At 69.8% G+C, this 13,988-nt stretch carries 10 protein-coding genes; 4 read left to right on the top strand and 6 right to left on the bottom strand.

What is annotated here, in order from left to right; genetic code table 11:
- Window positions 1–79: 79 nt before the first annotated feature.
- A complete protein-coding gene (locus tag ABZ848_RS26285) occupies window positions 80–1,096 on the top strand; it encodes a hypothetical protein (protein WP_360835785.1) in 1,017 nt (338 codons plus the stop codon).
- 116 nt (window positions 1,097–1,212) lie between these two features.
- Here ABZ848_RS26285 and ABZ848_RS26280 read toward each other — a convergent pair whose 3' ends face one another.
- From ABZ848_RS26280 to ABZ848_RS26265, 4 genes are all read right to left on the bottom strand, one after another.
- On the bottom strand, window positions 1,213–3,339 hold the full coding sequence (locus ABZ848_RS26280) for a 3-hydroxyacyl-CoA dehydrogenase NAD-binding domain-containing protein (RefSeq protein WP_360835784.1): 2,127 nt from the start codon (window positions 3,337–3,339) through the stop codon (window positions 1,213–1,215).
- A complete protein-coding gene (locus ABZ848_RS26275; RefSeq protein ID WP_360835783.1) occupies window positions 3,336–4,556 on the bottom strand; it encodes an acetyl-CoA C-acyltransferase in 1,221 nt (406 codons plus the stop codon). Before ABZ848_RS26275 ends, ABZ848_RS26280 begins: the two co-directional genes overlap by 4 nt.
- A 118-nt stretch (window positions 4,557–4,674) precedes the next feature.
- Window positions 4,675–5,703, bottom strand: a complete 1,029-nt coding sequence (locus ABZ848_RS26270) for a LacI family DNA-binding transcriptional regulator (protein ID WP_360835782.1) — start codon at window positions 5,701–5,703, stop codon at window positions 4,675–4,677.
- Window positions 5,700–8,231, bottom strand: a complete 2,532-nt coding sequence (locus tag ABZ848_RS26265) for a glycoside hydrolase family 2 protein (RefSeq protein ID WP_360835781.1) — start codon at window positions 8,229–8,231, stop codon at window positions 5,700–5,702. Before ABZ848_RS26265 ends, ABZ848_RS26270 begins: the two co-directional genes overlap by 4 nt.
- A gap of 178 nt (window positions 8,232–8,409) precedes the next feature.
- On the opposite strand from ABZ848_RS26265, the gene ABZ848_RS26260 reads away from it, so the two are divergent.
- From ABZ848_RS26260 to ABZ848_RS26250, 3 genes are read left to right on the top strand one after another with little or no spacing between them, the layout of a single operon-like run.
- Window positions 8,410–9,735 carry an extracellular solute-binding protein gene (locus ABZ848_RS26260; RefSeq protein WP_360835780.1) on the top strand — a complete coding sequence of 442 codons (1,326 nt, stop codon included), beginning with the start codon at window positions 8,410–8,412 and terminating at the stop codon, window positions 9,733–9,735.
- Window positions 9,735–10,688: a sugar ABC transporter permease gene (locus ABZ848_RS26255; protein WP_360835779.1), complete on the top strand. Its 954-nt coding sequence runs from the start codon at window positions 9,735–9,737 to the stop codon at window positions 10,686–10,688. Before ABZ848_RS26260 ends, ABZ848_RS26255 begins: the two co-directional genes overlap by 1 nt.
- The gene (locus ABZ848_RS26250; protein ID WP_360835778.1) at window positions 10,685–11,515 is read left to right on the top strand and encodes a carbohydrate ABC transporter permease; all 831 of its coding nucleotides are present in this window, start codon (window positions 10,685–10,687) and stop codon (window positions 11,513–11,515) included. The genes ABZ848_RS26255 and ABZ848_RS26250 overlap by 4 nt, the downstream gene beginning before the upstream one ends.
- Before the next feature lie 84 nt (window positions 11,516–11,599).
- On the opposite strand, the gene ABZ848_RS26245 is transcribed toward ABZ848_RS26250, so the two are convergent.
- Window positions 11,600–12,904, bottom strand: coding sequence for a ribonuclease D (locus ABZ848_RS26245; RefSeq protein WP_360835777.1), 1,305 nt, complete (start codon window positions 12,902–12,904; stop codon window positions 11,600–11,602).
- Window positions 12,905–13,139: 235 nt separating this feature from the next.
- Entirely contained in the window at window positions 13,140–13,802 is a 663-nt protein-coding gene (locus ABZ848_RS26240) for a response regulator transcription factor (protein WP_242764552.1), read from the bottom strand.
- Window positions 13,803–13,988: the final 186 nt, after the last annotated feature.

Genomic DNA, 13,988 nt, shown 5'->3' with positions numbered 1-13,988 from the left:
CCCGCCCGCGCCCACCGGACCGCCCGATCACCCCGGCCCCCGCCCGCCGCGACCGATCCGCCCCGCTTAGAGTGAACTGGTGAACGGCGACTGGCTTCTCCGCGGGCGTGACGGCCGGCTCAGTGTCTACCTGCTGTCGGACGACGCCGTCCTGTGCCGTGCCGAACGGGCGCCCGGCGGCCCCTGGGCGGCCCCCCGCAGGACCGGCGGCGAACAGAAACTGCACGCCTCCGTCGCGATCGGACAGGGCGCCGACGGGTACGGCCATCTGATCGCCTGGCGCCCCACCGTCTCCGGCGAGTCCGGCCTCGTCCACTCGGTCCACTTCCGTTCCCACCTCGCCGCCCTCGACTGGGCCCCGATCGGCCACCCCGACAAGAAGGGCGAGCTCACCGGCCCGCCCGCCCTCGCGGTCGACGCCGAGGGCCGCGTCCATGTCTTCGTACGCAACAAGGCCGGCGGAGTGAGCATGGTCGCGCAGAAGGAGAAGGGCGGCTGGACCCCCTGGCGCGACCTCAAGGGGCGTGAGGTGGAAGGGGAGTTGGCGGCGGTGACCGGGGAGTCGGGGCGCGTGGAGCTGTACGCGGCCGTGCCCGGCGGGATCCTGTACTGGCGCCAGGAGGAGCCGGGCGCACAGCCCGTCCTGCAGGAGGCGATGGAGGCCCCGGTGCGGCCGGACACGCTGTACGCCCTCGCGACCTCGCCGGACGCCACCACGCTCTTCTACACCGACGACTCGGGCGACCTGTGCGCCTGGCGCCCCGGCGCCAAGCCCGTCACCCTGCTGCCCTCGGCCGGCCCCGGCCCGGTCAGCGCCGTCCGCTGCGAACTCGACGGCCACGACTGCACGTTGCTCGCCCAGCGCTCGGCGAGCGGCCGGGTCGCGTTCGCCGCGTACCCCACCGAACAGGAGTCCGCGGGCGCCTGGTGGACCGAGTCGGGCCCCGGGCTCCCGGCCGACGCCGTGGTGTCGCTGGCGGTGGACGAGGAGGACCGGGTGGTGGCCGCGACCCTGTCGCCGTCAACCGGGCAACTCCTCGTCACCCGGCGCAAGGACGAGCCGGTCCTGGCACTGGAGGCCTGGCGCGAGGTGTGACACCCCGCGCCCCTGCCGCCGGTACCGAAGGAAGGAGGGCCTCCGCCCGAAAGCGGAGGCCCTCTTCAAGCTCGTACGAGAAGCACTCGTACGGGAAACGCTCGTACGGGAAACACTTACGCCGGAACCGACGCCAGCCCCGGAGCCAGGAACTTCTTGCCGTTCACGCGCTCGGAGACACCCTCGCGGTCCAGGTACGGCGTGATGCCGCCCAGGTGGAAGGGCCAGCCGGCGCCCGTGATCAGGCAGAGGTCGATGTCCTGGGCCTCGGCGACGACGCCCTCGTCGAGCATGAGCCCGATCTCCTGGGCGACGGCGTCGAGGACGCGGTCGCGGACCTGCTCCTCGGTGAGGACGGAGTCGCCCTGCTTCAGCAGCGCGGCGACCTCCGGGTCCAGCTCCGGCTTCCCGCTGTCGTACACGTAGAAGCCGCGCTTGCCCGCCTTGACGACGGCCGCGAGGTTCGGGGAGACCGTGAAGCGGTCCGGGAAGGCCCGGTTGAGGGTCTCCGAGACGTGCAGGCCGATCGCGGGACCGACCAGCTCCAGGAGCACCAGCGGGGACATCGGCAGACCGAGCGGCTCGACGGCCTTCTCGGCGACCTCGACCGGCGTGCCCTCGTCGATGACGTTCTGGATCTCGCCCATGAAGCGGGTGAGGATGCGGTTGACGACGAACGCCGGGGCGTCCTTCACCAGCACCGCCGTCTTCTTCAGCTTCTTGGCGACGGCGAAGGCCGTGGCCAGCGAGGCGTCGTCGGTCTGCTCGCCGCGCACGATCTCAAGGAGCGGGAGGATCGCGACCGGGTTGAAGAAGTGGAAGCCCACGACCCGCTCGGGGTTCTTGAGCTTCGACGCCATCTCGGAGACGGACAGCGAGGAGGTGTTGGTGGCGAGGATCGCGTGCGCCGGGGCGACCGCCTCGACCTCCGCGAACACCTGCTGCTTGACGCCGATCTCCTCGAAGACGGCCTCGATGATGAAGTCGGCGTCGGAGAAGCCCTCCGCCTTGTCCAGCACACCGGTGACCAGGGCCTTGAGGCGGTTCGCCTTGTCCTGGTTGATACGGCCCTTGCCGAGCAGCTTCTCGATCTCGGCGTGGACGTAGCCCACACCCTTGTCGACGCGCTCCTGGTCGATGTCGGTCAGCACGACCGGCACCTCCAGGCGGCGCAGGAAGAGCAGCGCGAGCTGGGAGGCCATCAGACCGGCGCCGACGACACCGACCTTGGTGACCGGGCGGGCCAGGTTCTTGTCCGGGGCGCCCGCGGGACGCTTGCCGCGCTTCTGCACCAGGTTGAACGCGTAGATGCCGGCGCGCAGTTCGCCACCCATGATCAGGTCGGCGAGCGCCTTGTCCTCGGCGTCGTACCCCTGCTGGAGGTCGCCGTTCTTGGCGGCGGCGATGATGTCCAGGGCGCGGTAGGCGGCGGGAGCCGCACCGTGCACCTTGCTGTCGGCGATGAACCGGCCGCGCGCGACGGCCTGGTCCCAGGCCTCACCGCGGTCGATGACCGGACGCTCGACCTCGATGTCGCCCTTGAGGACGTTCGCGGTCCAGATCAGCGACTGCTCCAGGAAGTCCGCGCCCTCGAAGATCGCGTCCGCGATCCCCAGGTCGAAGACCTGCTGGCCCTTGAGCTGCTTGTTCTGGTTGAGGCTGTTCTCGATGATCACCGAGACGGCCTTGTCGGCACCGATCAGGTTCGGCAGGATCGTGCAGCCGCCCCAGCCGGGGACCAGACCGAGGAAGACCTCGGGGAGGGAGAAGGCCGGGAGGGCCTTCGAGACGGTCCGGTACTTGCAGTGCAGACCGACCTCGACGCCACCGCCCATCGCGGCACCGTTGTAGTACGCGAAGGTCGGGACCGCGAGGCCCGACAGGCGCTTGAAGACCTCGTGGCCGCCCTTGCCGATGGCCAGCGCGTCCTTGTGCTCCTTGAGCAGCTCGACGCCCTTGAGGTCGGCGCCGACCGCGAAGATGAACGGCTTGCCGGTGATGCCGACACCGACGATCTCGCCGGCCGCGGCCTCCTTCTCGACCTGGTCGACGGCGGTGTTGAGGTTCGCCAGCGAGGCCGGGCCGAAGGTGGTCGGCTTGGTGTGGTCGAAGCCGTTGTCCAGCGTGATCAGCGCGAAGCGCCCGGCGCCGAACGGCAGGTCGAGGTGGCGTACGTGCGCGGACGTCACGATCTCGTCGGGGAACAGCTCGGCCGCGCCCTTCAGGAGTTCGGTGGTGCTCACTTGTCGCCTCCGTCGAAGTGCGGGTTCTCCCAGATGACCGTCGCGCCCATGCCGAAGCCGACGCACATGGTGGTCAGGCCGTAGCGGACGTTCGGCTGCTCCTCGAACTGGCGGGCCAGCTGCGTCATCAGACGCACGCCGGAGGAGGCCAGCGGGTGACCGAAGGCGATGGCGCCGCCGTACTGGTTGACGCGCTCGTCGTCGTCCGCGATGCCGTAGTGGTCGAGGAAGGCCAGCACCTGGACGGCGAAGGCCTCGTTGATCTCGAAGAGGCCGATGTCCTCGATGGACAGCCCGGCCTGGGCGAGGGCCTTCTCGGTGGCCGGGATCGGGCCGTAGCCCATGACCTCCGGCTCGACGCCCGCGAAGGAGTACGCGACGAGGCGCATCTTCACCGGGAGGTTGTTCTCGCGGGCGAAGTCCTCGGAGGCGATCAGCGAGGCGGTGGCGCCGTCGTTCAGACCGGCCGCGTTACCGGCGGTGACCCGGCCGTGGACGCGGAACGGGGTCTTGAGGCCGGAGAGGTTCTCCAGGGTGGTCCCCGGGCGCATCGGCTCATCGGCCGTGACCAGACCCCAGCCCGTCTCACCGGCCTCGGGGTTGGTGCGGCGGACCGAGATCGGCACCAGGTCGGCCTGGATCTTGCCGTTGGCGTACGCCTTCGCGGCCTTCTCCTGCGAGCGTACGGCGTACTCGTCGGCGCGCAGCTTGGTGATCTGCGGGTAGCGGTCGTGCAGGTTCTCCGCGGTCATGCCCATGAACAGGGCGGACTCGTCGACCAGCTTCTCGCTCACGAACCGCGGGTTCGGGTCCACGCCCTCACCCATGGGGTGACGGCCCATGTGCTCGACACCGCCGGCGATGGCGATGTCGTACGCGCCGAAGGCCACCGAACCGGCGACCGTGGTGACGGCGGTCAGGGCGCCGGCGCACATGCGGTCGATGGAGTAGCCGGGGACGGACTGCGGCAGGCCGGCCAGGATTCCGGCGGTGCGGCCGATGGTCAGACCCTGGTCACCGATCTGCGTGGTCGCGGCGATGGCGACCTCGTCGATCTTCTTGGGGTCGAGACCGGGGTTGCGGCGCAGCAGCTCCCGGATCGCCTTCACGACGAGGTCGTCGGCCCGGGTCTCGTGGTAGATGCCCTTCGGGCCCGCCTTGCCGAACGGGGTGCGGACGCCGTCGACGAAGACGACGTCCCTGACGGTACGAGGCACGATGGCTCTCCTCCAGATGCGGGATCTGCACTGCTGCGGCCGCGCTGAGCGCGCGCTCAGCCCCATGCTACTTACGGGTAACGTAACTGCACACCCCTGACGGCGGGAGCGGCGAAGGTCACATCCGCGGAGGGGCCGTCGAGCCGCGCGGAGTGAGAACCGGAGTGGGTACGGGATGCGATCCCGGCCCGTCTCCCGTGATCACCCCGAACAGTGTCCGGGCCGCGTCCGCCCCGAATCCGTGCACGTCATGGCTCATCGCGGAGAGCGTCGGATGCGTCAGCCGGCACAGCTGGGAGTCGTCCCAGGCGAGCAGCGAGACGTCCCCGGGCACGCTCAGCCCCATCTCCGCGGCCACCGAAAGACCGGCCACCGCCATGATGTCGTTGTCGTAGACGATCGCCGTCGGCCGGTCCGCGGGCGCCGCGCTGAGCAGCGACCGGGTGGCCCGCGCCCCCGCCTCGCCGGAGTAGTCGGTGGTCACCTGCCACGCCCCGGCCAGCTCCAGGGCCCGCGCCGCCTCGTCGAAGGCGGCGGTGCGCATCGCCGTGTGCCCGAGCGCGGCGGCGCCTCCCACGCGCGCGATCCGCCGGTGCCCGAGCGCCGCGAGATACCGCACGGCCTCCGTCACGGCGGTCGCGTCGTCCGTCCACACGGAGGTGAGCGAGCCGGTCAGCGAGGGATGTCCGACGGCCACGACCGGCATCCCCAGCCGCTCGACTGCGCTCACACGGGGGTCGTCGGCCCGGAAGTCGACCAGGATCGATCCCCCGGTCTGTCGCCCCCGCCACCATGTCTCCTGCAGCCCGACCTCCTCCTCCACGTTCCGTACGAGCCGCAGCAGCAGCGAGCAGTTCCGCTCGATCAGCACGCTCTCCACGCCCGAGACGAACTCCATGTAGAAGGGCTCCAGGCCCAGCAGCCGGGCCGGCCGGCAGATCGCCAGCCCCACCACGTCCACCCGCGACCCGGCCAGCGTCCGCGCGGTGAGGTTCGGCGCCCAGCCCAGCTCCCGCGCCGCCTCGAAGATCCGGTCCCGGGTCGCCTCCGAGAGCCCCGGCTTGTGGTTGAAGGCGAGCGACACGGCACCCTTGGACACACCGGCACGCGCGGCGACGTCCTTGATGGTGACGCGGGAGGTGGTCATCGGCCGGTCTCCAGGCAGTACAGGGCGGCTCGGGCGGTGTCGGGATCGGGAGTCTTCCACCCACTGACCCCGATGGTCACCCGCTCCCCGGGCAACAGCGTCACCAGCCCCCGGTCGGCCCGTGCGTCAGGGTCGAGCCGGTCCGCCTGCAGCAGCAGATCCCGTACGAGGGTGTGGGCCGTCACCGTCACGGCACCCGGAGCCACGGAGACGTCGAACTCGGGCCGGGGGTACGGGATTTCACGGTCGGGGGAGGGGAAGTACAGGGCCCGCAGACCACTCGGCGTCGAGCTCGCGCCCGCGCCCGCTTCCCGCTCGGCGCCTGCCTTCCGCTCGGCGCCTGCCTTCCGCTCCGCGCCTGCTTCCCCCTCCGCGGCCGCATTCCGCTCCGCGCCTGCTTCCCCCTCCGCGGCCGCATTCCGCTCCGCGCCCGCTTCCCCCTCCGCGTCAGCCACCAGGAACTCCTTCGGCCCCACCGGCACCAGCTCCGGCGGCACCCCCACCTCGGCAACGGCCCGCCGTTCCGCCCGGAAGTCCACCTCGGCCTCGCCGATCACCCCGCCGTCCACCGACATCCGCCGCAGCCGCACCCTCCCCGCCCAGGCCTCCGCCGCCTGGTTGACGACCGCCAACACCAGCCCCCGACCCCGCACTTGAGCCGTCAGCAGCCGGTCCGCGTACAGCCGCCGCAGCTCGTGGTACAGCGGCTTCTCCCGCCCGTCCCCGTCGACCGCCGCCCAACTCGTCACGGGCCAGCAGTCGTTGAGCTGCCACACGACCGTCCCCGCACACACCGGCCAGTTGGCCCGCCAGTGCTCGATCCCGGCGGCGACCGCACGCGCCTGGTTCACCTGCGTCAGATAGTGCCAGCGGTCGAAGTCCCCCTCGGGAAAGGCGAAATGCCGCTCAAGACCCCGCCGCAGCTTCCCGTTCCCGTCGTCGGCCTTCTGATGGTGCAGCACGCCGGGAGAGTCCGCGGCGAGCTCCTCACCCGGCAGCGCCCGCCGCAGCGTGGCGTACGCGGGCGGCGCCTGCCACCCGAACTCGGCCACGAACCGCGGGACTTGATCCCGGTACTCCCCGTAGCCGGTCCGGTTCCACACCTCCCACGAGTGATGCGTCCCGTGCGCCGGATCGTTCGGGTGCCGCTCCCACGACCCGGACCACGGACTGCCCGCCGTGTACACCCGCGTCGGATCCAACTCGGCCACCACCCGCGGCAGTACGCCCAGGTAGTACCCCTCGCCCCAGGAGTCCCCGGCGAGCCGCTCCTCCCAGCCCCAGTCCCGGAACCCCCACAGGTTCTCGTTGTTGCCGTTCCACAGCACCAGCGAGGGGTGCGGCATCAGCCGTACGACGTTCTCCCGCGCCTCGGCCTCCACCTCCCCGCGCAGCGGCTGCTCCTCCGGGTACGCGGCGCAGGCGAAGGGGAAGTCCTGCCAGACCAGCAGCCCCAGTTCGTCGCAGGCATCGTAGAAGTCCTCGCTCTCGTAGATACCGCCGCCCCACACCCGCACCAGATCCACGTTCGCGTCGGCCGCCTGCCCGAGCCGCTCCCGGTAGCGCTCGCGGGTGACGCGCGAGGGGAACACGTCGTCCGGGATCCAGTTGACCCCGCGCGCGAAGAGCCGCTCGCCATTGACGACCAGCGTGAACCCGGTGCCGTGCGCATCCGGCGAGGTGTCCAGCTCGACGGTCCGGAACCCGACCCGCCGCCGCCACACGTCCAGCGCCTCGCCACCGCCCAGCAACGTCAACTCGACGTCGTACAAGGGCTGTTCGCCGTACCCCCGCGGCCACCACAACCGCACGTCCGGCACCCGAAGCCGAACGACCCCCTCGGTCCCGTCGATGTCGGCCCGTGCCCGCACCCCGCCCACCGTGGCCTCGACGGCCAGCGGCGCCTCCACGCGGGACCGCTCCACCTCGAAGCGCAACTCGACCACGCCCAGGCCGTCTTCGACGGTCACCAGCGGCCGCACCCGGGTGATCCGGGCCGTCGACCAGTGCTCAAGTCGCACCGGCCGCCAGATTCCGGCCGTCACCAGCGTCGGCCCCCAGTCCCAGCCGAAGGAGCAGGCCATCTTGCGGATGTACTGGTACGGCTCGGCGTAGGCGGCCGGCCGCTCGCCGACCCGCCCGCGCACGGCCTCCGCCTCGGCGTACGCGGACACGAACCGCACCGAGAGCCGCCCCGACATCCCGGTCACGTCGAAGCGGTAGGACCGGTGCATGTTCCTTGTCCGGCCCAGGAGTTGACCGTCGACCATGACCTCGGCGGCGGTGTCGAGCCCGTCGAGGACGAGGTCGGTCTGCTCGTGCCCGGACCCGGTCCGCAGCTCGGTCTCGTACGTCCACTCGCGCCGCCCCACCCACGCGACCTCGGCTTCGTCGCGCCCGAGGAAAGGGTCCGGGATCACCCCCGCCGCCAGCAGATCGGTGTGCACACAGCCCGGCACCGCGGCCGGAAGTCCCTCCCCTTCGTGCCGCAGGACCCATCCCTCGGTGAGCGGTGTCGCCTCCAGCATGCACACTCCCTGAACCGTTCGGACTAAACCGTTTGAGACCAGTGCTCGGAAAACTTTCGGCAGCCTTGGCGGAATAGGGACTTTACCGGTTAAGAAAACGTTGTCAGAGTTCCGAACCAGCCAACCCGCTCGTGCTCGTCCGTCCCATGAACGTGAACCATGAACGGAGCTGATGCACATGTCCCGCCGTACATCCCGCCGTACAGTCCTCGCCGTCGCCGCCGGAGCCGCTCTCGTCCTCACGGCCTGTACCGGTACAGGAGGCACGTCGAAGGGCGCGGAGGCGAAGGCCCCTGACGATCCGTCAAAGGTGTCCGGAACCATCAAGGTCCTGACCCAGCGCACCGACCTCGTGCAGGACGGCACGATGAAGAAGTACGCCGCCGCGTTCAACAAGACGTACCCGAAGGTCAAGGTCGAGTTCGAGGCCCTCACGAACTACGAGGCCGAGGTCAAGATCCGGATGAACACGGAGAACTACGGGGACGTCCTGCTGATCCCGGGTGTCGTGAAGAAGAGCGACTACCCTCGCTTCTTCGCGTCCCTCGGCACCCAGGCCGAGCGCAGCAAGAAGTACCGCTTCACCGACTTCACCACGGTCGACGGCAAGGTCTACGGCCAGAGCCCGATCGGCGTGAGCCCCGGCTTCGTCTACAACAAGAAGGTCTGGCGGGAGGCCGGCGTCACCAAGTGGCCCACCACACCGGCCGAGTTCCTCACCGACCTGAAGGCGATCAAGTCCAGGACGGACGCGACCCCGTACTACACCAACTTCGCCGCCCAATGGCCCCTGACGTCCTGGACCTTCGTCAACGGCTCGCCCAGCTGCGACACCCAGGCCACGACCAAACTGGCCGAGGGCGATCCCTGGACCAAGGGCAGCGACCTGCGCATCGGGGACACCCTGCTGTACGACATCGTCCACGAGGGCCTGGCCGAGAAGGACCCGACCACCACCAACTGGGAGCTATCGAAACCCCAGTTGGCGAAGGGGAGGATCGCCACGCAGTGGCTCGGCACCTGGGCGATCGTCCAGTTCCAGGACGCGGCGAAGAAGGCCGGGTTGAGCGCCGACGACATCGGCTTCATGCCCTTCCCGGCTCAGGTGGACGGCAAGTTCTGCGCGGTCATCGGCCCGGACTACAACCAGGCCGTCAACGTCCACTCCAAGCACAAGGAGGCGGCCCGCGCCTGGATCGACTGGTTCACCGACAAGTCCGGCTACGACAAGGACAACCTGGCGATCTCCCCGCTCAAGAACGCCGCTCTGCCCGACGTACTGAAGCCGTACGAGGACGAGGGCGTGAAGTTCATCGAGCTCGACGACACCGAGGGCGCCCGGGTGAAGGCCATCGACGACCAGTCCGAGGTCGGCATCAACAAGCCCGACTACCGCCAGGACCTGGTCGACCTCGCGCGCGGCGCCCGCAAGGGCAGCCTGGACGACTTCCTCGCCGGCCTCGGCAAGAAGTGGACCGAGGCGCAGAAGACCGTGGGGTCCTGATGACGGACACCACCCACAAGTCGGTCGTACGGAAGGCCACTTCGGGCCCGTCGCCCATCCCGCTCCCGGCCCCCGCCCCACGCGGCACCCGCGTGTGGCGGGGCCTCACGCCCTGGCTCTTCCTCCTCGCCCCGCTCGCCTTCCTGATCACCTTCACGTACGCGCCGATCGCCAACATGCTGGCGTACAGCTTCACCGACTGGGACGGCGTCAGCCCCGAGCTGCACTACACGGGCGTCGGCAACTACACCGAACTCTTCACCCGCCCCGACCTGTTCGAGGTCTTCTGGGTCAGCGGCTACTACCTGGCCGCGTCCGTCGTCCAGATCGTCGCGGCCCTCTACTTCGCGACGGTCCTCAGCTTCGACGTCCGCTTCCGGAACTTCTTCAAGGGCCTGCTCTTCTTCCCGTACTTGATCAACGGTGTCGCGATCGGCTTCGTCTTCCTGTACTTCTTCCAGGACGGCGGCACCCTCGACTCGGTCCTCGCCCTCTTCGGCTACCACTCCGACCACGCCTGGCTGGGCACCCCGGTCTCCGCGAACACCTCCCTCGCGGGCGTCTCGGTCTGGCGCTACCTGGGCCTGAACTTCGTCCTGTTCCTGGGCGCGATCCAGTCCATCCCGGGGGAGTTGTACGAGGCCGCCGAACTGGACGGCGCGAACCGCTGGCACCAGTTCCGGCACATCATCGCGCCGGGCATCAAACCGGTCCTGACCCTGACAGTGATCCTCTCGATCTCCGGATCCCTCTCGGCCTTCGACATCCCGTACATCATGACTGGCGGGGCGACCGGCACCGAGACCTTCGTGATCCAGACGGTGAAGCTGGCCTTCCAGTTCAACAAGACGGGCCTGGCCTCCGCGGCCGCCGTCGTACTCCTGCTGATCATCCTCCTGGTGACGTGGATCCAGCGCCGACTGGTCCCCGACGAGAAGGTGGACCTCGTATGACCCGCCGAGCAGTGGCCCGCGCCTTGGTCTACCTGTCCCTGATCACGGCGAGCGTGGTGGTCGTCCTCCCGCTCCTCGTCGTCTTCCTGACCTCCCTCAAAACAGAGCAGGAGACCTCGAACGACACGGGGGCGCTCACGCTCCCGCACGACCCGCTGAACTTCCACAACTACGTCACCGCGTTCCAGGACGGCCGCATGCTCTCGGCCTTCGGCAACACGGCCTTCATCCTGGTGGTCTCGGTCGCCGGCACGGTCCTGATCGGCTCGATGACGGCGTACGCGATCGACCGCTTCACGTTCCGGTTCAAGAGGCTGGTGGTGGCCCTGTTCCTGATCGCGGCGCTGGTCCCCGGGGTGACGACCCAGGTGGCGACGTTCCAGATCGTCACCAGCTTCGGCATGTTCGACACCCGCTGGGCCCCGATCGCCCTCTACATGGGCACGGACATCGTCTCGATCTACATCTTCCTGCAGTTCGTCCGGTCCATCCCGACCTCACTGGACGAGGCGGCCCGCATAGACGGCGCCAACGCCTTCACGATCTACCGAAAGATCATCTTCCCGCTGCTCAAGCCGGCCATCGCAACGGTGGTCATCGTGAAGGGCATCGCCGTCTACAACGACTTCTACATCCCGTTCCTCTACATGCCGAACCAGGATCTTGGCGTGATCTCGACGTCCCTGTTCCGCTTCAAGGGCCCGTTCGGAGCCCACTGGGAAACGATCTCGGCAGGAGCGATCCTGGTCATCCTGCCCACACTGATCGTCTTCCTGTGCCTGCAGCGTTACATCTACAACGGTTTCACCAGAGGCGCGACCAGGTGAAGCGCGCCCCTAAGGGGCGCGGGGAACTGCGCGAGCAACCACAACGAACCCGCAGCCGTCGTACACCGGAAACCCCCACGGCGGCTAGGCGGACAGCGCAGCCACCAACACAGGAGTCACCTGCTCGACTTGCCAAGGCCGCGCCCCATACCCGGCCAGCGCACCCCCCACCGACTCGGCGTCCACAACCCTCGGCGGCTCCCAGCAGACCCGCCGCACGGTGTCCGGTGTGATCAGGTTCTCCTGGGGCATGTTCAGCCGCTCGGCCAGCGCCGAGACCCCGGCCCGCGCCGCGGACAACCGGGCCGCGGCCGCCGGATCCTTGTCGGCCCAGGCCCGCGGCGGCGGAGGCCCGGTCACCGGCTGCCCCGGCGCCGGCAACTGCGCGTCCGTCAGCGCCTTGGCCCGGTCGACGGCGGCCTGCCACTGCTCCAGCTGCCGCCGCCCCATCCGATGCCCGAACCCGTTCAGGGCCGCGAGGGCGTGGACATTGGCCGGCACGGCGAGCGCCGCCTCGACGATCGCCGCGTCACTGAGCACCTTCCCCGGCGACACGTCCCGCCGCTGCGCGATGCGGTCCCGCGTCTGCCACAGCTCCCGCACCACGGCCAGCTGCCGGCGCCGCCGCACCTTGTGCATCCCGGACGTCCGCCGCCAGGGATCCTTGCGCGGCTCGGCCGGCGGCGCGGCCGCGATCGCGTCGAACTCCTGGCGCGCCCACTCCAGCTTCCCCTGCCGGTCCAGCTCCTTCTCCAGCGCGTCCCGCAGGTCGACCAGCAGTTCCACGTCCAGCGCCGCGTACCGCAGCCACGGCTCGGGCAGCGGCCGGGTCGACCAGTCGACGGCGGAGTGTCCCTTTTCGAGTACGTAGCCCAGGACGCCCTCGACCATCGCGCCGAGCCCGACCCGCGGGAACCCGGCGAGCCGTCCCGCGAGCTCCGTGTCGAACAGCCGCGTCGGCATCATGCCTATCTCGCGCAGACAGGGCAGGTCCTGGGTGGCCGCGTGCAGCACCCACTCGACGCCGGACAGCGCCTCGCCGAGCCCGGACAGATCCGGACAGGCCACGGGGTCGATCAGCGCGGTCCCCGCACCCTCACGGCGCAGCTGGACGAGATAGGCGCGCTGGCCGTAGCGGTAACCGGACGCCCGTTCGGCGTCGACGGCGACGGGCCCGGAACCGGCCGCGAACGCGGCGACCACTTCGGCGAGCGATTCCGCGTCGGCGATCACGGGCGGAATGCCCTCACGCGGTTCGAGCAAAGGGATGGGTTCCGCGGCCGCATCCGGATCCGGCGCCCCCGTAACAGAAGTTCCGCCGTCTTCCGGAGGGGCGCCTCCGGTGGTTCGCAGTGGGCTGTCTGCTGCGGTCTCTTGGGCGTCGGTCACCTGTCAAGGGTATCCGTGTATGGACAGCGCCCGCCGACGTAACGTTCCGTCGACGGGCGCCTGAGGGTCGTAAACCAGTCAGGTCGGTGAAACATCCGGTTCACGACAGGTGGGGTACGGACATGGGGTCGGCGGGCGCTCCGGTTCACGTCCGTGAATTGTGCGGGATTGAACCACCGGGGCCGGTGAGCTGCTGGTATCGGTGGATGTGCCGGTGTCAGTGGATCTGCCGGTGTCAGTGGATGATGCCGGTCCGCAGGGCCACCGCGACCATCCCGGCGCGGTCGCCCGTGCCGAGCTTGCGGGCGATACGGGCGAGGTGGCTCTTGACGGTCAGCGCGGACAGGCCCATCGAGACGCCGATCGCCTTGTTCGACTGGCCCTCCGCGACCAGCCGAAGGACCTCGACCTCACGGCCGGACAGTTCGCGGTAGCCGCCCGGGTGGCTCGGGGCACCCGGGGGGCGGCGGTGCATACGGGCGCCGGCCGCGCCGATGGGGGCGGCACCGGGCCGGGTGGGGAGCCCGACGTTGGTGCGGGTGCCGGTGACGACGTAGCCCTTGACGCCGCCCGCGAGGGCGTTGCGCACGGCGCCGATGTCGTCGGCGGCGGACAGGGCCAGGCCGTTGGGCCAGCCCGCGGCGCGGGTCTCCGACAGGATGGTGAGGCCGGAGCCGTCGGGCAGGTGGACGTCGGCGACGCAGATGTCGCGCGGGTTGCCGATACGGGGACGGGCCTCGGCGATGGACGACGCCTCGATGACGTCGCGCACCCCGAGGGCCCACAGGTGGCGGGTGACGGTGGAGCGGACTCGGGGGTCGGCCACGACCACCATGGCGGTCGGCTTGTTGGGACGGTAGGCGACCAGGCTTGCGGGCTGCTCGAGGAGAACGGACACCAGGCCTCCTGGGGTGCGGGACGGCTTTGAAGGTCACAGTCGTCTTCGGCACCAAACCCGGAGCCCTTTAGTGAAAGATCACGATTTAGTGAGTGGAAATCTGTGCAATTCGGACACGTGGTCGATCGTTCGGTGAACGAATCGGTTCGTTCGAGGGCCGGTTCCTGATTGAAAGTGGCCGTATCG

It is taken from the genome of Streptomyces sp. NPDC047081 (assembly GCF_040643775.1).
In the GTDB taxonomy this organism is placed as follows: domain Bacteria; phylum Actinomycetota; class Actinomycetes; order Streptomycetales; family Streptomycetaceae; genus Streptomyces.
Note: the sequence above shows the minus strand (reverse complement) of the source record. Positions and strands in the feature narration are given on the sequence as shown.

Coding starts and splice junctions, on each gene's coding strand:
- ABZ848_RS26270 (WP_360835782.1), bottom strand. CDS start 5,703: ATGACCACCTCCCGCGTCACCATCAAGGACGTCGCCGCGCGTGCCGGT.
- ABZ848_RS26265 (WP_360835781.1), bottom strand. CDS start 8,231: ATGCTGGAGGCGACACCGCTCACCGAGGGATGGGTCCTGCGGCACGAA.
- ABZ848_RS26260 (WP_360835780.1), top strand. CDS start 8,410: ATGTCCCGCCGTACATCCCGCCGTACAGTCCTCGCCGTCGCCGCCGGA.
- ABZ848_RS26255 (WP_360835779.1), top strand. CDS start 9,735: ATGACGGACACCACCCACAAGTCGGTCGTACGGAAGGCCACTTCGGGC.
- ABZ848_RS26250 (WP_360835778.1), top strand. CDS start 10,685: ATGACCCGCCGAGCAGTGGCCCGCGCCTTGGTCTACCTGTCCCTGATC.